The organism is Sphaerisporangium siamense, from assembly GCF_014205275.1.
Lineage (GTDB): Bacteria > Actinomycetota > Actinomycetes > Streptosporangiales > Streptosporangiaceae > Sphaerisporangium > Sphaerisporangium siamense.
The window spans coordinates 5,262,723-5,280,535 of sequence record NZ_JACHND010000001.1 but is presented as its reverse complement, the minus strand read 5'-3'; the positions used below and the strand labels follow the sequence as shown (position 1 = coordinate 5,280,535).

The 17,813-nt window shown below is 73.4% G+C and carries 10 protein-coding genes; 2 read left to right on the top strand and 8 right to left on the bottom strand.

Annotated features, from left to right (window positions below; all coding sequences use genetic code 11):
* Positions 1–24: 24 nt before the first annotated feature.
* On the bottom strand, positions 25–1,047 hold the full coding sequence (gene argC / locus BJ982_RS24295; RefSeq protein ID WP_184883700.1) for an N-acetyl-gamma-glutamyl-phosphate reductase: 1,023 nt from the start codon (positions 1,045–1,047) through the stop codon (positions 25–27).
* Positions 1,048–1,222: 175 nt separating this feature from the next.
* Here argC and BJ982_RS24290 point away from each other — a divergent pair, with 175 nt between their 5' ends.
* Together BJ982_RS24290 and BJ982_RS24285 are read left to right on the top strand one after the other, a co-directional pair.
* Positions 1,223–2,896, top strand: a complete 1,674-nt coding sequence (locus tag BJ982_RS24290; RefSeq protein WP_184883698.1) for a class I adenylate-forming enzyme family protein — start codon at positions 1,223–1,225, stop codon at positions 2,894–2,896.
* 64 nt (positions 2,897–2,960) lie between these two features.
* Positions 2,961–4,271, top strand: coding sequence for an MFS transporter (locus BJ982_RS24285; protein ID WP_239123500.1), 1,311 nt, complete (start codon positions 2,961–2,963; stop codon positions 4,269–4,271).
* 1 nt (position 4,272) lies between these two features.
* Here the strand turns inward: BJ982_RS24285 and BJ982_RS24280 are convergent, their stop codons facing one another.
* The 7 genes from BJ982_RS24280 to BJ982_RS24250 form a co-directional block, all read right to left on the bottom strand.
* Complete coding sequence (locus BJ982_RS24280; protein WP_184883697.1) at positions 4,273–6,189, bottom strand: S8 family serine peptidase; 1,917 nt, start codon at positions 6,187–6,189, stop codon at positions 4,273–4,275.
* The gene (locus BJ982_RS24275; protein ID WP_184883695.1) at positions 6,186–8,042 is read right to left on the bottom strand and encodes a copper resistance CopC/CopD family protein; all 1,857 of its coding nucleotides are present in this window, start codon (positions 8,040–8,042) and stop codon (positions 6,186–6,188) included. The genes BJ982_RS24280 and BJ982_RS24275 overlap by 4 nt, the downstream gene beginning before the upstream one ends.
* A 259-nt stretch (positions 8,043–8,301) precedes the next feature.
* Entirely contained in the window at positions 8,302–8,829 is a 528-nt protein-coding gene (locus tag BJ982_RS24270) for a hypothetical protein (RefSeq protein ID WP_184883693.1), read from the bottom strand.
* 92 nt (positions 8,830–8,921) lie between these two features.
* Positions 8,922–9,818, bottom strand: coding sequence for a multicopper oxidase domain-containing protein (locus tag BJ982_RS24265; protein ID WP_184883690.1), 897 nt, complete (start codon positions 9,816–9,818; stop codon positions 8,922–8,924).
* Between the two features lie 202 nt (positions 9,819–10,020).
* Complete coding sequence (locus BJ982_RS24260) at positions 10,021–11,691, bottom strand: multicopper oxidase domain-containing protein (protein ID WP_184883688.1); 1,671 nt, start codon at positions 11,689–11,691, stop codon at positions 10,021–10,023.
* A complete protein-coding gene (locus BJ982_RS24255) occupies positions 11,684–12,868 on the bottom strand; it encodes a multicopper oxidase domain-containing protein (RefSeq protein ID WP_184883686.1) in 1,185 nt (394 codons plus the stop codon). Before BJ982_RS24255 ends, BJ982_RS24260 begins: the two co-directional genes overlap by 8 nt.
* Before the next feature lies 1 nt (position 12,869).
* On the bottom strand, positions 12,870–17,747 hold the full coding sequence (locus BJ982_RS24250; protein WP_184883684.1) for a hypothetical protein: 4,878 nt from the start codon (positions 17,745–17,747) through the stop codon (positions 12,870–12,872).
* Between the last annotated feature and the right edge of the window lie 66 nt (positions 17,748–17,813).

Below are 17,813 nucleotides of genomic sequence, written 5' to 3'. Positions count from 1 at the left end.
TGGGTCCTGGCGTTGTGGGCTCGCTCATGGTGCGACTCCGTTGAGGGGAAGGCCGAGTTCTTCCGGGAGACCGAGGGCGATGTTGGTGCTCTGGATCGCTCCGCCCGCGGTGCCCTTGGTGAGGTTGTCGATGGCGATGACGGCGACGACGCGGCCCGCCCGCTCGTCGAGGGTCACCTGGAGCGCGGCGGTGTTGGAGCCGAGGGTCATGGAGGTGGCGGGCCAGACGCCCTCGGGCAGCAGGCGCAGGAACGGCTCGTGTTCGACGGCCGCCTCGTACGCCTCGCGCAGCGCCGCGGCGGTCAGGCCGGGGGCGGCGGGCGCGGTGCAGGTGGCGAGGATGCCGCGGCTCATCGGGGCCAGGACCGGGGTGAAGGACACCGTGACCGGCCGGCCGGCGACCCGCGAGAGGTTCTGCTCCATCTCGGGGGTGTGGCGGTGGGTGCCGCCCACGCCGTAGGCGGTGGCCGAGCCCATGACCTCGCTGCCGAGCAGGTGCGGCTTGAGGGACCTGCCCGCGCCGGAGGTGCCGCTGGCGGCGACCACGACGACGTCGGGCTCGGCCAGGCCGGCGGCGAAGGCGGGGAACAGGGCGAGGGTGACCGAGGTCGGGTAGCAGCCGGGGACGGCCACGCGGCGGGCGCCCTTGAGCAGGTCGCGCTGGCCGGGCAGCTCGGGGAGGCCGTACGGCCAGGTGCCGGCGTGGGGGCCGCCGTAGAAGTGCTCCCAGGCGGCGGCGTCCTGGAGGCGGAAGTCGGCGCCGCAGTCGACGACGAGCGTGTCGTCGCCGAGGATCTCGGCGACGGCGGCGGAGTGGCCGTGGGGCAGCGCGAGGTAGACGACGTCGTGGCCGGCGAGGGCCTCGGGAGTGGTGTCGAGCAGGACGCGGTCGGCCAGGGAGGGCAGGTGCGGCTGGTGGGCGCCGAGCGGGTCGCCGGCGCTGGAGCCGGCCGTGAGGGCGCCGATCTCGATGGCGGGGTGGTCGAGGAGCAGGCGCAGCAGCTCGCCTCCCGCGTAGCCGCTGGCTCCGGCGATCGCCGCCTTCATCCGCTCCCCCTTTGCATACTCATGCACTGGTACTCATGAATCTACTCTGGAGAGAGTATGCATCGCCAGGCATCGTTATGCAAGGCGCCTTCGGCCGCGTGGCCCCTGTTCGCCGTACTTACCGGTCGGTATCGTCGGGGCAGGCACTCGCACTACTCCTCGGGAGTCACGGCGCATGACTGTCACGCACGAGCAGGCCCTGGCACGGCTGACCGGTCCCGGACAGCTCTTCGAGATGGAGGAGATCGAGGCCGGCGGGGCGCGCGTCCGGACGTGGCGGCACGCCCCGCTCACGTTCCGGGCCCTGCTGGAGAACAGCCGCCACCACGGCGAGAAGGTCTTCGTCGTCTACGAGGACGAGCGCCTCACCTTCGAGGAGCACTACCGGCGGGCGGCCACGCTGGCGCACCGGCTCGCCGGGGAGTACGGCGTGGCCAAGGGCGACCGCGTCGCGATCGCCATGCGCAACTACCCCGAGTGGATCATCGCCTTCTCGGCCGTCCTCGCCGCCGGGGCGATCGCGGTGCCGCTGAACGCCTGGTGGACGACGCCGGAGCTGGAGTACGGCCTGTCGGACTCCGGGGCGCGGCTGGTCATCGCCGACGGCGAGCGCGCCGGGCGGCTGGCCGGGACGGGCGTCCCCCTGATCGTCGCCCGGCTCTCCGGCGAACCGCCCGCGGGGGCGCGGGAGTTCTCCGAGGTGCTCGGCGAGGTGCGCGCCGACGTGACGCTCCCCGAGGTCGCCCTGGAACCCGAGGACCCGGCCACGATCTTCTACACCTCCGGCACGACGGGGCTGCCCAAGGGCGCGCTCGGCAGCCACCGCAACCTCGGCCAGTCGCCGATGAGCGTGGCGTACGCCCTGTTGCGCAGCGTCGTTCTGGCGGGCAAGGACCCGTCCTCGGCCGCCGCCACGCGGCGGATCACCCTGCTCGCCGTGCCGCTCTTCCACGCGACCGGGTGCTTCGCGGTGCTGACGCCGACCATGTTCACCGGCGGCGGGCTCGTGCTGATGTACAAGTGGGACCCCGGGGAGGCCCTCGCCCTCATCGAGCGCGAGAAGGTCACGATCTTGACGGGTGTGCCCACCAACACCTGGCAGCTCCTCTCCCACCCCGACCTTGATAAGTACGACATATCCAGCCTCGGCGGGGTGAGCTACGGAGGCGCGCCCGCGCCGCCCAAGCTGCTGGAGCGCATCGGCGACCGGCTGCCCCGGCGGCAGGCGTCCAACGGGTACGGCATGACCGAGACCACCGCGCTCGCCATCTACAACAGCGGCCCCACCTACCTGGCCAGGCCGGACAGCATCGGCCTGCCGGTCGCGGTGTGCGACGTGCGCGTCTGCGGGCCGCTCGGCGACGAGGTGCCCACCGGCGAGGTCGGCGAGCTGTGCCTGCGCGGGCCGAACGTCATCGCCGGGTACTGGAACAGGCCGGAGGCCACCGCGGAGACCTTCGCCGCGGGCTGGCTGCACACCGGCGACCTGGCCCGGGTCGACGAGGAGGGGTACGTGTACATCGTCGACCGCGCCAAGGACATGGTCATCCGCGGCGGCGAGAACGTGTACTGCGCGGAGGTCGAGGCGGCCCTGTTCGAGCACCCCGACGTGGACGACGCCGCCGTGATCGGCATCCCCGACGAGGAGTTCGGCGAGCAGGTGGGGGCCGTCGTGCGGCTGCGGCCCGGCGCCACGGCGAACGCCGAGGAGCTGTCGCGGTTCCTCAGCGGGGCGCTGGCGCCGTTCAAGATCCCCGTCCGCTACTGGTTCCGCGAGGCCGAACTGCCCCGCAACCCCGGCGGCAAGATCCTCAAGACGCTGCTGCGCAAGGAGACGCTGGACCTGTGAGGCGGCCCGCCGGGCGGCGAAAACCTGTTGCCCGCCGTCTGGCGCGCCGTCCACACTGCCGCCTGTGTCCGACGGTCCACCACGATCACTCAGAACGCTGCTGGCGCGCCTGCGGCTCGATGTGAGCCCCCTGCGGGAGTCCCGCGACTTCCGGCTGCTGCTCGGCTCCAGCATGATCTCCATGCTCGGCGGCGTGCTCACCATGGTCGCCGTGCCGTACCAGATGAAGCAGCTCACCGGCTCCTACGTCGCGGTCGGCCTGGTCAGCCTGGCGGAGTTCGTGCCCATGGTGGTGTGCGGGCTGTGGGGCGGCGCGATCGCCGACGCGCTGGACCGCCGCAAGATCGTCATCTGGTCCGAGGCGGGCCTGTGCGTCACCTCGGTCCTGCTGGCGGCCAACGCCGTGCTGCTCCCCCGGGCCGCGCAGATCCCGGTCCTGTACGTGGTGGCCGCGCTGGCCGCCGGGCTCGCCAGCGTGCGGCAGCCGAGCGAACAGGCGATCATCAACCGGGTGCTCAAGCTGGACCAGATGGGCGCCGCGTTCGCGATCCAGTCCCTGGCCCGCAACACCGGCATGATCGTCGGACCGGCGATCGGCGGCGTCGTGGTCGTCGCCCTCGGCCCGGCCGTCTCCTACGGCGCCGACGTGGTCACGTTCGTGCTCTCCCTGGTGCTGCTCGTCCGCGTACGGCCCGTCCCGCTGATCCGCGAGGACGGCGGCGCCTCGCTGCGCTCCCTCGTCGAAGGGGTGCGCTACGCCGTCCGGCGGCCCGACCTCATGGGCACCTACCTGGTGGACATCGCCGCCATGGTGTTCGCGTTCTCCAACGCCCTCTACCCCTTCCTCGCCGACGAGCTGCACGCGCCGGCCGCGCTCGGCGTGCTCTACGCGGCGGGCGGCGTCGGCTCGGTGATCGCCTCGCTCACCTCGGGCTGGACGTCCCACGTCCACCGGCACGGCCGCGCGGTGATCGTCGCGGCGGCGCTGTGGGGAGCCGGGGTGGCGCTGGCGTCGATCATGCCGAACATATGGCTGATGGCGGCGTTCCTCGCCGTGGCCGGGGGCGCGGACATGATCAGCGGCGTGTTCCGCGGCACGATCTGGAACCAGACCATCCCCGACGAGTACCGCGGCCGGCTCGCCGGCATCGAACTGCTGTCGTACTCCACCGGCCCGATGCTCGGCGACACACGGGCCGGCCTCCTCGCCCAGGCCGGCGGCGCCCGCTTCTCCCTGGGCGTCGGCGGCCTGCTGTGCATGGGCGCGGTCGCCGCGATGGCCGCCGCCCTCCCCCGCTTCCGCACCTACGACGCCCGCACCGACGAACACGCCCTCGCCGAACGCGCCCGCCGCGAGGCCGCCGCGGCCTCGTGACTCAGCGCACGGTCAGCGTGATCGTCGCGCGGCGGGTGAGAGGGGTCGCGGTTCCGGTGACGACCACGGTGAACGTGCCGCGCGGGGTCGATGAGGTGGTGCGTATGGTCAGGTGCGAGGCGCCGGGGGCGGTGATCGGGTTCGGGGAGAAGGCCACCGTGGTGTTGGAGGGCAGGGAGGTCGCGGACAGGGATACGCCGGCACCGGGGCCTGAGGTGAGCGCGACCGAGACGACGCTGCTCGCCGAGCCACCGCGCGGGACCGACAGGGTGGCGGGGGCCGCGGCGAGGGTGTGGTCGCCGGCGGCGATCACCAGGGTGACCTGGCGGGAGTGGGTCACGTCCCCGGAGGATCCGGTGATCGTCAAAGGGTAGGCGCCGGGCGGTGTCTCCGGGGGGACGGTCACCGTGAGCCGGGATTCACCCGTGCCCTCGATCCTCGGAGGTGTCCAGGCGGCGGTCGTCCCGGCGGGCAGGCCCGTCGCCGACAGGGTCACCTCGCCGGTGAAACCGTTCATCGCTCCGACGGCGGCCGTGAAGGAGGCGCTTCCGCCCGCCTGGGCGGTCGTGGACGTGGGGGTGGCGGCCAGCGTGAAGCCGGGCGCGGAGGCGAGCCACCGGTAGGCGGCGAGGACGTCCAGCCTGCCGGCCCCGTGATCGTCGTCGAAGCCCGGGCCGCCGAGGTCTGCCGCGCCCCCGCGCAGCGCCGCCGCCTGGCGGTCGGCGTCAAGGTCGGGGTAGGCGCTGAGCAGCAGGGCCAGCGCGCCCGACACGTGCGGCGCGGACAGGGAGGTGCCCGAGGCGACGGTGTAGAGGCCGTAGAGGTCGGTGGTCCTGACGTTCACTCCCGGCGCCGTCAGGGCCGGGGCCGTGGCGCCGGGGCAGGGCGAGGGTCCGCGACCGCTGGACGGGTCCAGCACGTCGGCCGCGTCGGTGGCGCCGACGGCGAACGCCTCCGGGTCGCCGGCGGGCGCGCGCACCGAGCCGGGATCGGGGCCGGAGTTGCCCGCCGCGAACACCGGAAGGACTCCGGCCGCGCGGAGGGCGCGCAGGTCGAGCTGGAAGTCCGGGGAGCATCCGGCCGCCGCGCCCGTCCAGGAGTTGTTGACGACGTCTGCCCCGTCCGGGGTGGCGGGGTCGCCGTCCGGGTCCAGCGCCCATTGCAGGGCGAGGTGGATGCCGGTGGCGGTGGCCACGCCCCGGTCGTTGAAGATCTTCGCGGCGATCCAGCGGGCGTCCGGCGCCATGCCCACGGCGGTGCCGCCCGCGTCGCCGCCGACCATGACACCCATGGCGGCGGTGCCGTGGCCGTTCACGTCCACGGGCGTGGACGGGTGCTCGCCGTTCGGATCGAACCAGCTGTGGGCGCCTGTTCGGAAGCGGCCGGCCAGGTCGGGGTGGGTGGCGTCGACGCCGGTGTCCAGGGCGGCCACGACCACGCCCTGCCCGCGGTACCCGAGGTCCCACAGGCCGGGGGCTCCGACCCGGGCGACGCCGGGTTCGGCCGGGGCGGCGGCGGACCGGGCGAGCGCCGGGGCCGTGACCGTCAGGTCCGGCCGGATCTCGCGCACGTCGGGACGCGTGGCCAACTCTGCCAGCACCCGCCGTGCGGCGGTCACCGCGACGCCGTTCATGATCCACAGCGGGGTGACGGCGGAGACCACGCCCTGGGAGCGGCGGGTGCGGAGCAGCGCGAGCAGGTCCTTCTGCCCGGCTCCGGCCCTGGCCCGCAGCCCGCGCTCCACGGCGGCCCTGCGCCCGTGCCGTCCCGGCGTGCCGCGGGCCAGGGCGGTGGGGTCCGCCTGTTCTTCGAGCACGACGATCACCGGGGTCATCGGGCCGGTCTCGACGGCCGCCACGGGGAAGGTGGGCGAGGTCGCGAGCAGGACGAGGAGGACGATCGCGAGCGCGCGTCTCATCCGACCGTCCACACCATGGGGACTTCCAGGCGGGCGCCGGCACGGTGGACGACCACGGTCAGCCGTACCGGGCCGAGCAGGTTCAGGGCGGCGGTGCCGAAGTAGCGGCCGGGGTCCGTCGGCCGTAGCACGGTGCCGCCCGTGGGGAGTTCGAGCGCGACGCCGTCGATGGGGGCGGGGGCGGGGCGGCGCGAACTGGTGGCGGTGACGGTGAAGCCGTTGACGCCCGCCCGGTTGGGGGTCACGGAAATACCCACGACCAGGTCGTCCACGGTCGCGGTCACGGTACGGGCGCGCGCCGCCACGAGCGCCGGTGGCCGCCGCGAGGGACTGGTCTCGGCCAGGATCCCCGCGACCAGCAACAGCACGGCCCCCGCCACGGCTTCGGCGGCCACCCACCGCCCGCGCGCCCGCGCACCAAGAACGTCCGCCGACGTCCCCTCATGGGAAAGGAGGGCGTCTCCCCGTCTCCGTTCGCAGGAGCGGACGGGGGACGCCGGGGTGAGCACGGCCTCGGCGGCCATCCGGCGTCCGCGAGAGCGGACCGCGTCCGGGAGCCGGGGTTCGCGGGAACGGAGGGCGCCTGTCAGGCCGAGTGCGGCCACCATGATGACGATGGCGGCCTTCACGAGCAGTGTCCTGCCGTACGGCGAGGTCAGGGGGGCGGTAGAGGGGGCGAGTTGGAGGAGGGCGTGCAAGAGGCCGGTGAGTCCGGCCAGGACGGCGCCTACCAGGGCGAGACGGGTGAGCGGGGCGCGGTAGGCGCGCGCCAGCGCGGGGCCGTCGCCCGGGCTCGCGGTGAACAGGACGGCGAGCGCGGTGACCGTGCCCAGCCAGAGCAGGGCGGTGAGGATGTGGACGGCGTCGGCGGCGATCGCCGGAACTCCGAGGGCGGCGGCGTGCCCGGCCCACGCCTCGGCCGTCACCACGACACCCACCGCCGGCCCGGCCCCCGCCAGCGGCCACCTCAGAAGCGACGGCACCCCGGGGGACGTCTCGGGTTCGGAGGTGGCCGTGGGGGTGGGGAGAACGCCGGGGGTGGTGCGGGAGGTGGCGATGGCGAGAGGTCCGGCGAAGGGCCGGGGGGTGGTGGTGGGCAGGGAGCTGGGGGTGGTGGCAGGTTGGGTGGGGAGCCGGGTCGTGGCTCTGAGTGATTTGGCGTGGTGGGAGGCTGTGCGGCGGAGGGCTACGGCGTAGACGGCCAGGACGGCCAGGGCTGTCGTGCGGGCGAGCCATAGGCGTTCCCACTGGGGGGCGGGCGGTTTTCCGGCCAGCTCGGCGAGGCCCACGGCGACGGCGAGGGCGGCGCAGGCGGTGGCGAGCGTGGCCAGGCGGTGCTGAGCCGCGGCGACCCGCAGGGGCGATATCGGTGGGCGGACCCGGCGGAGGACGAGCCCGGCCGTGGCCAGGCCGCCGACCAACCCGGCGAGCAGGCACAGACGCGTCCAGCGGAGGGCCACGTCGTAGGGGCCGGGGCCGGAGGACGGTGATGAGGCGGAGGCCAGAGCCGCCGGGGGCGCCGATCCCACGGTGAAGAGCAGGACGCCGTCGGTGGTGTGCGCGTCGTCCTCGGAGACGACGCGCCAGGCGATGCCGTAGGCGCCCACGGTCAGACGGGGAAGCTGGATGGTGAGGCGGTCCCCCGAGGGGGTGGTCCTCGCGCCGGGGAGGACACGGCCCGAGCCGTCCAGGAGCCGCGCCGAGCTGAGCCGCGGCGCGACACGCTCGCTGAACGCCAGGACGGCGGCGCGCGGCGCCTCGGGGAGGGCCGCCCCGGCGATCGGATCGGACTCGACGAGCTCGGCGTGCGCCCGCGCCGGCGCCGCCCACAACACCACGGCCAGCCCTGCCATCAGGACGGCGATGACGCACCACACGATTCCCCGAGCTTGTCCGCGTCGGTGCGCGGATTCGAGGGTTCGGCCGGCGTTGGGTGATGTGGCGCGCTGGTGGAGGGGCCGCGCCACGGTCAGGACGATGATCACGCGCCGTACGAGTATCCGAGCCTGTCCACGTCGGTGCGCGGATTCGAGCATCCGGGGCGCGTTGGGTGGTGTGGCGGGCTGGTGGAGGGGCCGTGCCGCGGTCCCGTGGCGCGGGCCCTCCGGGTTTCTACGAGACGGGGACATGGGGGATCTGTGTGTCGCCGAGAAGGACGGTGACCTCGGCGCCGCGGTGGATCCAGTTGCCGGGGTTGACGAAGACCAGGTAGTAGGTGACGGCGGCCTTGTAGGGGCCGGTGTGGGAATGGCCCATGTAGAGGTCCTTGACGACCACGCCGGACGTCTCGTCGACGAGGACGGGCGGGGTGGCGGGGTCGTGCAGGGCCTGGGCCTTCGCCGGGTCGAGCACCTGGAAGCGCAGGTCGACCAGTCCCCCGCCGCCGCTCACCGACACCCGTACGAGCCGAATTCCCGCCCGGTCGGGCAGGTCGTCCGCCGCGACGGAAGGACGCCGCAGGGCGGTCCTGGCGTCGACGGCCAGGGCGCGGGGACGCCGCGAGGTCTCGCCGGTGAGGGCGGGGGCGGCGGCACGCTCAAGACCGTCGGCGGAGGCGGGACCGGCGGCAGGCTCAAGGGCGTCGGCGGAGGCGGGGACGGCGGGTGCGGGTGGGGGTCCGAGAGGGGTCGCTCCTGCCATCAGGGTGAGGGCGAGGGCGAGCAGCCCCAGCCGCCATGCGCGCCCGCTCCTCCGCCGGTCCGGCGCGGGTCCGCTCTCCTGAGGTGGCGGGGTCACGGGATTTGGAGGAAGGTCAGCATGGTCTTGTGGAGTTGGCGGTTGTAGAGGGGGAAGCGGGTGCCGGAGGCGGGGATCGTGACCACGGCGTCCTCGGTGCCGCCGGCCGGGATGGTCTCGGCGGTGGCGTCGAAGGGGGCGGCGAGTGGGTGGGCGTCTCGGGCGATCACCCGTTCGTAGGCGCCGAGCAGCCGCATCGTCGTGTTGTCGAAGCCCGCGTTGAGGTAGCGCAGCAGCACCTTGGTCCCCGGCGCGACGCCGTGCACGGGGTCGGTGTCGGGGTACGCCTTGCCGTTGACGAGCCAGAACTTGGGCGCGTACCGGTAGAGGTCGGCGGACAGCGGCGCGGCGTTGAAGGCCGGGTCGATGGCGGACAGCACCAGTGGCGCCTCACGGTCGTAGGCGGTGGAGGCCGGCTCGTAGGCGCGGCCCGCCACCGTGGGGCGGACGATGAGCGCGCCGTACAGTCCCATCGGGAGCTGCCGCTCTGTCCCCTGGTAGAGGTAGGTGCCGGGCGCGGACGCGGTGAAGGTGGCGGTGGCCGTGCCGCCGGGCGGGGCGGTGACGCCCGCGCCCTGGCGGAACGGCACCCCTGGGATCTCCAGGGAGACCGGGGTGTCCAGGGTGTTGCGCAGGACGACCGAGACCTCGTCGCCCTGTCCGGCCGTGAGGACCGGGCCGGGTACCGACGGGGTGACGCCCGCGCACGAACCGCCGGAGCCGGCGCGGGCGAAGCCCCAGACGTTCACGGTGACGGGGCCGGGGAGCGCGAGGGTGCCCGCGGCGGCGCAGAGGTCGATCGATACGTCGGCCGCCTGGGCGGGTGAGGCGGGGACGGTCAGGCCCGCCGCGATGAGGACGGCCACCAGGGCGCGCCGCGTCGCGGTCCTCATGGTGGGTCGCGACCGAGCGGAGACGAGGCGGGCTGCGCGGGTCGGGGTGGCGTGCGTTGCCGTTGTCGGGGCGTGGCGTGGCGCGCCTTGACGGGCGCGCCGGGCGCGAGGGCGGGTAACACGCATTTTCGGCCTCATAGCGCGTCGTGGGTCGGCTTGGGGAGCGCGGCTCGCTTCGGGATGGGGTGCGCGCATATTCGGCTCATGGCGCGTCGTAGGTGAGTTTGAGCAGGTTGCCCTGCGTGGTGAAGGGGGCGGCGCCGGTGGTGAGGACGCGGACGCGTACCTTGCCGGCGTTGGCCCCTGTTCCGATGTAGGGGGACTCGGGGGCCGGGACGGTTCTGGTCAGGGTGGTGTCGGTGGTGCCGACGGGGGTGGCGGCGCCGAGCTGGGTCCAGGTGCCGGTGGACCATTTCCAGATCCACAGCGTTGTGGGCAGACCGGCGAGCGAGTCGCGGCCGGTGTAGGTGACGGTGAGGGCGGTGGATCCGGCGGGGACGCCGGCGAAGCCGCCGTGCCAGTCGGTGGTGCCGGTGGCGGTCGAGGCGACCCGGTAGTAGGAGGCGTCGGCGGCGGCGAGCGCGGCGGCGTTGCCGGAGTCGAGGACGCCGGCCGTGACGGCGGCGGAGCCCGCGGCGGACGCGCACCCGCCGGGCGGGTCCACCCGCAACAGGGTGGCCATGCCGCCGAAGCCCGCGTCGTAGTTGGTGAACTCGTTGAGCGCGTGGCTGTGCCAGGGGAAGTACCACTCGCCGCAGATGTTCTGCGAGGCGGTGCCCACGGGCAGGGTGCCCTTGGCGCCGAGGTAGGCGCCGCCGCTGGACCAGGTGTCGCCGTCCTTGAAGTCCAGGTTGCGGTAGTCGGGGGCGGCCACGGAGGACGGCAGGGGGTTGCTCCCGGCGTCCCAGGAGTCCTGGTCGGTCCAGGAGAACAGGTAGTCCTCGGTCTGCCCGGTGCCGATGGTGGCGGCGAAGTGGTCGCCGGAGGCGTCGCCGCCGGCCGGGGTCCGCAGCGGCCTGCCGTCCTGGGCGATCTCCTTGATGTGGTTGCCGTGCGGGTGGAAGGGGTGGTTGAGCGTGCCGACGTTGGCCATCCGGATCAGCGCGGGCAGCGGGTTGCCGGTCGCGTCGTACGGTTTGACGCGGACGAGCGCGCCGTACGGCTGCGCGGGCAGCCAGGAGACGCCGTTGTCCTGGAGGGTGTCGGGGAACTGGCGCCCGTTGATGGCGAAGTACCGGTTGCGCAGCGTCCCGAAGTCGTAGGGGGCGCCGGTCTCCACGGCGTGGTGCAGGTCGGGGTCGATGTCGCTGAGCAGGAGCAGGTATTCGCGGCGGGGGTCGAACCGGGTCGCCGCGTCGTAGGCGTGGTCGGGGTGCCCGGCCGGGCGGACGACGAGCGCGCCGTAGAGTCCCATCTCGACCTGCTTGGCCGGGTCGGTGCCGCTCTCGTAGACGTAGGTCCCGGGCTCGGCGGCGGTGAAGGTGTAGGTGGCCTGGCCGCCGGGGGGCGCCTCGTCGGCCAGCAGCCCGGGGCTGCCGCTGCCGCGGATCCCGGTCTGGCCGGGGAAGACGATCGAGACGGGTTCGGTGAGCTCGTTGCGCAGGCGGACCGTGACCGTCGCGCCCTGCTCGACGCAGAGCACGGGGCCGGGGCTCTGGAAGGCGCCGCCGGTGAGGGCGTAGCTCCACATCAGGACGCTGTTGCCGTCCGGGGTCTCGGTGTGGCCGCGGGTCGCCGTCAGGTCGAAGTCGGGGCCGTCGGCGCAGACGAGGCCCTGGCGCGGCGGCGCAGGGGCCTGGGCGTGGGCGCCGGGCGCGAACGCGACGAGGAGGGCGGCGGCCGCGGCCGCCGCCGCGCGCAGGTGCCTACGCATAGGTCTCCCCCACCACGGTCTGCGCGGGCAGCGGCGACCCCTGGTACACCCTGACCTCCGTCACCATGCCGCCGAGTCCCGGAGCGCCGCGGTTGGTCAGGCGCCGGAAGTCCCGGTTCTTGAACAGGTAGGCGTTGTACGGTCCCCGGGCGTCGGAGGCGACCGGCGCGGAGGGGTTGAACGGCGGGGCGGTGAACAGCACGTCGCGCGCCTCGCCGGGGCCGATGTAGAGGGTGTTGGTGACGTACGGCGCCCTGCGGAGCGTGGCGTCCTCGCCGACGACCTTCAGCGGGATCCCCGGGAGCTGCATCGCGTGCTGCAGGTATCCGAGGTTGGCGAGCCGCAGCAGCACCCGGTCGCCGGGGTTGGCCTGGATCAGCGACGAGACCGGCTGGTAGGGCAGCGAGGGGTCGCCCGCCGGGAGGACGGTCTGCGGGTAGACCCGGCCGTTCATCGTGAAGTACTGGGGGTCGTAGTCGGTGAAGATGAACTCCTGGATCTGCTCGTCGGCGTCGTGCTCCCGCTCCTCGATCTCGTTGAGCAGGATCGCGAAGTGCCGGTCGTAGGCGGTGGAGCCGTCGCCGTCGTTGTAGGCGTAGGTGGTGGTCCGGTGCAGCGGGTCCGGGGCCGGGTCGCCGTCCTGGGCGGGCCGGACGTAGACGATGCCGGTCATGCCCATCTGCACATGTTCGACGTCCTCGAAGTGGCAGTGGTACATGTACGTGCCCGGGTCGTGCGGGCGGTAGAAGTAGGTGAACTGACGGTGGATCGGCACGCCGACCGACACCTCGGGCACGCCGTCGAACAGCGCGGTGGGGGTGCGGAAGCCGTGCCAGTGGATGGTGTGGGAGTCGACGAGGTCGGGCCGCCCGACGAGCCCGAGATTGGTGAGGGTGATATAGGCGTCGTCGCCCTGTTTGACGTCGAGGACGGGCGAGACGTGCCGCGCCTTGCCCTTGTAGGTGGCGACCAGGTCGTTGACGGACATGGTCGCCGGCACCGCGACGAACCCGAACACGTACAGCGGGGCCCGGCCGGGGAGGATGATGTGGCCGTCGGTCCCGGCGAGGGAGATCCTGGTCTGCCCGGCGGCCTGGGCCGTGCCGGTGAGGGCCCGCCCTCCGACGAGCAGGCCGCCCGTGAGGGCCCCCGCCTTGAGAAGGTCCCTTCGTCTCATGTCATCGCACCTCGTCCGCGCCGAGATCGAAGGGAAGGGGCAGGGGGCCGGCCGGGCGCGCCTGGCCGTCGATGTCGACGGCGGGCGCCGGGACGCTGGTCGCGGTCCTCGGGGCCGGGTAGTCGCCGTAGGTGGGGCCCTTGTTGATCGCCGGTGAGGTCGGCCGGAGGTGGTAGTCGCCGGCGAGGCCGACGGGCGGGTCCTGCCCGGTGATGGTGACCGCGGCCATCTGCGGGTCGAGGCGCGAGCCCGCGACCGCCAGTTCCAGCGTGTAGGGCAGGACGAACCGCGGGTCCTGGCCGACGATGTTGCCCTGGCCGCCGGGCAGCGGGTGGTCGGCCCCGTCCGAGCCGCGGATCGTCGCGGCGCCGAGCAGCGAGTAGCGGGGCGTGAAGGTGTCGGCCGCGCCGGTGGTGCCGTGCACCTCCATGTCGATGTAGCCCTCGGAGACCAGCGTGGCGCCGGGCCCGGGGTGGCTGAGGGTGTAGGCCTGGTTGTGCCAGAAGATGTTGCCGAACAGCGCGACCGGGTCGGAGAACTTGGGCGCGCCCGGGGGCAGGGTGGCCTGGAAGAGCGGGTCGTTGGCCTCGGCGGCGAGCCCGGCGGCGTGCGGCGTGGTGTCGCAGGTCTCGCAGGAGGCGGTGGACACGTTGTTGGCCACGGTGTTGCCGACCAGGGCGACGTTGGCGGAGTCGTCCAGCAGGACGGCGCCGCCGATGTCGGCCGCCCCATTGTCGACGATCATGTTGTTGCGGACGTTGACGCGCGCGGTGTGCGCGCCCTCGACGAAGAGGCCGCCGGCGTCATCGCCCGAGTAGTTGGCCTGGATCACGTTGCGGTCGAGGTCGACGGCGCCGGAGCCGTCGCCGAGCGGGGTGGTGCCGTCGGGCAGGGGCTGGGGGACCTCCTGGGCGATGGTGACGCCGGCCCCGGAGTCGACCGAATCGTTGTAGTAGATCTTGTTGTCGTGGATGGAGCCGCCGGGTGACAGGCCCCAGTGCGAGATGCCGGCGCCGTACTCGACCCCGAAGTTGCCGCAGATGACGTTGTCGGCGATCTCGTAGCCGCCGGAGCCGCGGAAGACGCCGATGCCGCCGGAGCGGGTGAGGCCGCCGCTGCCCATGACGCGGTCGTGGGCGATCCGCACGCCGGTGTTGTGGGAGTCGTAGTAGGGCTGACCGATGCCGATGCCGCCGGCGAAGATGCCTCCGTCGCTCTCCAGGACGTCGTTGGTGATCTGCAGGTTGGCGGCGTACGCCTGGAGCTGGACGCCTCCGGCGCCCTGTCCCTGGCCGGTGGTGATGGCGAGGCCGTCGATGCGGGCCGCGCGCATCCCTGCGGGGAAGGCGGTGGGGGTCTTGGCGGCGACCGTGATGCCCGCCCCTTCGAGGACGGGATGGTCGGCGTCCACGCCGGCCAGCGTGCCGGCCGCGGCCAGCGCGGCGGTCCAGGTGGGCTTGTCGTCGTGGAAGAAACGCCCGTCGATGACGGTGCCGGGGATGTCGAACCTCGGGTCCTCGGGGGCGCGTTCCTGCTGCTCGCGGGCGCCGACCAGGCCGCCGGGGCCGACCCCCTGCAGGATGAGCGGCTTCCAGAGCAGGACGTTCTCGTGGTAGACGCCGGGCCTGAGCACGAGCAGGCTGCCGTCGGCGGCGGCGTTGACGGCGCTCTGGATCGCGCCCGGGGCGTCAGGGCCGGCGACGTTCACGACGGGCGGCAGGTAGCTGACGCCGCCCGCGTCGCCGCGCACGTGCAGGGTGAGGCCGTTGGGCGTGGGGACGCCCGCCGCGGTGCGGACGGTGAGCTGTTTCGGCCCCGGCCGGATCTGCGCCGGCAGGACGCCGGTCGCCGGGACCCGCATCACGATGCTGCGGTCGCCCCAGCTCACGATGCCTCCGTTGGCGACCGTCAGCACGCGGGTCTGGACGGTCGCCGGGTCGCCGAGCACGACCGAGCCGGGTGCCGCGCCGAAGAAGTCGCCCTGGATGGTGATCTGGCGGGCCTCGGCCGGATCGCCCGCGGTGACGTACGGCTTGGACACCTGGAGCAGTTCGGGGGTGTTGACGGGGAGCTCGCAGGCGGTGCCGGAGATCGGGTCGAGGGGCGTGTCGAGCTGGTCGGTCTGGCCGGGCCACACGTCCCAGGCGAAGCTCGCCGTCAGATAGTCGGGGTTGAAGGTGGGATTCGGGTGCGCCTTGTCGCCGGGGTCGTTGACGACCACGACGTACATGCCCGGGCACGGTCCCTGGGGGATGGGGCAGTTGTAGGTCTCGGTGGAGGGCAGCAGGGCCTCGTAGGCGCCGTTCTCGCTGGTGGTGACCGTGGTGATCAGGCGCCGGTTGTAGTCGCGGATCCCGATGGGGATCTTGCCGATGGGCCGCGGCTCGCCGTACCAGATGGACTTGGCGTCGCGGTCGAAGTAGATGTCGTCGGAGACCAGGCCGACGATGCGGCCCGGCTCGGCGACGTCCGGGCCGTTCTTGAACGCGGTCATCAGGAAGAAGTCGGCGTTGGCGTTCTGCTTGTTCCGCAGCACGACCAGCCGCTTGTCGCACAGCGGCCGGGAGGGGCTGGGGGTGACGCCGTAGTAGGGGCTGCGCGGGGTCAGCGTCGACTGGTCGATGACGTGCGGGTCGCCGGCGCAGGCGGGCGGCGGGATGGCCGGGGTGAACTGGGCGCCGAGGTCGACGTTGACGTCCTCCTCGCGCACCGGGCGGTACAGGCAGCCGGCGCCGCCGGGGCCGCTGACGTACTTCTCCCCCGCCGGGTTGCACGGCCGGTCGTCGTTCCCGCCGGCCGGCATGACGGCGTGGGTGATGTAGGTGCCGGCCACGAGCGGGACGGGCGCGCTGCCGTCGCGGCAGACGGTGTCGCCCTCGTCGTCGAAGTGGCCGAAGCCGCCGGTGGCGGGCGGGCAGTAGTCGGAGAAGGCGTAGCCGCCGTCGAAGGCCGCGTCCTTGGTCTCGTTGCCGGTGGCGGGGACCTCCACGCACCTGGGGCCGATCAGCGGGTGGAGCTGGACCCCGATGTCCTTGCCGTCCTTGTCGAGGACGTCGCAGTCCTCGGAGGGTCGCCAGTGGTCGGTGACGTACTCGTTGAGCACGGGGTCGTCGGCGGTGCCGGGCACGCCGTCGGGGCCGGGGCCCTCCAGCCGCACGGTGACGCCGGGGATGGCGGGCTCGTAGTCCTCGTGGACCTGCATGCGGGCGTCGAACTCGTTGCGGGTGGTGGCGAAGTAGGTGATGCCGACGATCTGGCCGGGCTCGTCGTCGGCGTACTGGTACTTGCCCCAGTCGACCTCGCTGTGGTGGCCCTCGATGACGAGCTGGTTGGTCAGCAGGCCGCCGCCGGCGTCGGTCGGCACGGGGGTGGCGCGGGTGCGGTCGTACTCGCTGTGGACGGACGCCCCCGTGGTGCCGAAGCGGGAGAAGCCGGTCTCGCCGATGAACCACTTGCCGAGCGGGCCGCCCTCGGCGTTGGTGTACTCGTAGCGGCCCTGCGCGTCGGTGAAGGTGGCGTCCTTGATGGAGCCGTCGCGCCAGCGCTGGTCGACGTCGGTGTTCGGGACGGCGGGCTCGCAGGTGTCCTCGTCGCCGAGGTCGGCGCAGTCGCGGACGCCGTTGCCCTTGCTGCCCGCGGGCAGCGCGGCGCCGTTCCTGGCGACGCCGGTGTCCTGGTAGACGTGGCCGGACAGCCAGCCGAACCAGCGGGACACGCCCACGTCGCCGAGGTCCACGTTGCGCCCGGCGGGGACGTCGACGGGGAGGAAGCGGATGATGTAGCTGAGCTGCTCGTCCCAGATCGACAGGATGTAGGAGCCGGGCGGCACGCGCGGGACGCGGAACCCGCCGTCGGCGTCGCCGCGGCCGACGTAGACGGTGGTGTCGTTGGCGCTGCTGGTCAGGGCCACGTACGGGTTCTCGACCGGTTCGGCGGTGGACAGCACCTCGAAGGGCGGCCACGCCTTCCAGTTCTTGGCGGTGCCGCTGATGGAGCCGGTGCCGGGCGCGGGGAAGTCGGTCGCCGTGCAGACGAAGCCGAACCAGTAGCCGGTGCGGCGGTCCGGCGGCTCCCACAGGGCCTCGCCGGGGGCGCCGGTGCCGTCGCTGCCCTCCTCGACGCCGGCCTGGAGTCCCACGCCGCCGTCGATGGTGGTGGTCTGGGTCCAGGTGCCGGAACCGTCGCGGCCGCAGTGGTCGGGGGGCGTCACGTAGATGAAGTAGGTGGCGGGGCCGAGGTCGTCGATCTGGACGAACCCGTCGGAGGAGGTGCGGCAGTCGCCGCCGCACAGCGGCTCGTTGTGGTAGTCGACCGAGACCTGGGAGTCGGTCTGCTCCCGCAGGGTGACCTGGAAGCCTGCGAGCCCGGCCTCGCCGGTGTCCGGGGCGCCGTTGGTCCACCGGGAGTCGTCGAAGACGAAGACGCGGATCTTGCCGAGGGGCAGGGGGTGGGCCTCGCTCGCCTCCGACAGATCGACGCGGACCGTCCCCGCGTCGCGCGGCAGGGTGATGTGCCGGCCCCACATCTTGTGGCCGGCGGCCCGGACCGAGATCAGGTAGCGGCCGTCGGGCAGGTCGACGGCGGGCCTGCTCTGGTCGCCCTTGGCGACGATGGGGCTGTTGCTCTCGGTGGCGGCGACGCCGGTGCGAAGGGCCGGGTCGGGGTCGGCCGGCAGGCGTGAGTTGTCCAGGTTGACCAGGTACTGGAACGCCGGCAGGGCCGCGCCCGTGGCGAGGTCGCGCGCCTCGATGGTGATCGAGCCCGCCTGGGCCCCGGCGGGCGGCGTCACCCCGAGCACGGGCGCCATCGCCATGACCAGGGCGGTGATCGCGGCCCACAGGACCGGCCCACGGCGGCGCGTTGCTCGAGCTCTCCTCATGCTCGGATCATCGGAGCGGCCCGCCGGACGGCCACGCTTCATGACGGGGCTGTCATGCGACTGTCA

Excerpts from the sequence above, each read along its gene's own strand:
- argC (WP_184883700.1), bottom strand. The coding sequence starts at position 1,047 with ATGAAGGCGGCGATCGCCGGAGCCAGCGGCTACGCGGGAGGCGAGCTG.
- BJ982_RS24290 (WP_184883698.1), top strand. The coding sequence starts at position 1,223 with ATGACTGTCACGCACGAGCAGGCCCTGGCACGGCTGACCGGTCCCGGA.
- BJ982_RS24280 (WP_184883697.1), bottom strand. The coding sequence starts at position 6,189 with ATGAGACGCGCGCTCGCGATCGTCCTCCTCGTCCTGCTCGCGACCTCG.
- BJ982_RS24275 (WP_184883695.1), bottom strand. The coding sequence starts at position 8,042 with ATGGCAGGGCTGGCCGTGGTGTTGTGGGCGGCGCCGGCGCGGGCGCAC.
- BJ982_RS24270 (WP_184883693.1), bottom strand. The coding sequence starts at position 8,829 with ATGGCAGGAGCGACCCCTCTCGGACCCCCACCCGCACCCGCCGTCCCC.
- BJ982_RS24265 (WP_184883690.1), bottom strand. The coding sequence starts at position 9,818 with ATGAGGACCGCGACGCGGCGCGCCCTGGTGGCCGTCCTCATCGCGGCG.
- BJ982_RS24260 (WP_184883688.1), bottom strand. The coding sequence starts at position 11,691 with ATGCGTAGGCACCTGCGCGCGGCGGCGGCCGCGGCCGCCGCCCTCCTC.
- BJ982_RS24255 (WP_184883686.1), bottom strand. The coding sequence starts at position 12,868 with ATGAGACGAAGGGACCTTCTCAAGGCGGGGGCCCTCACGGGCGGCCTG.
- BJ982_RS24250 (WP_184883684.1), bottom strand. The coding sequence starts at position 17,747 with ATGAGGAGAGCTCGAGCAACGCGCCGCCGTGGGCCGGTCCTGTGGGCC.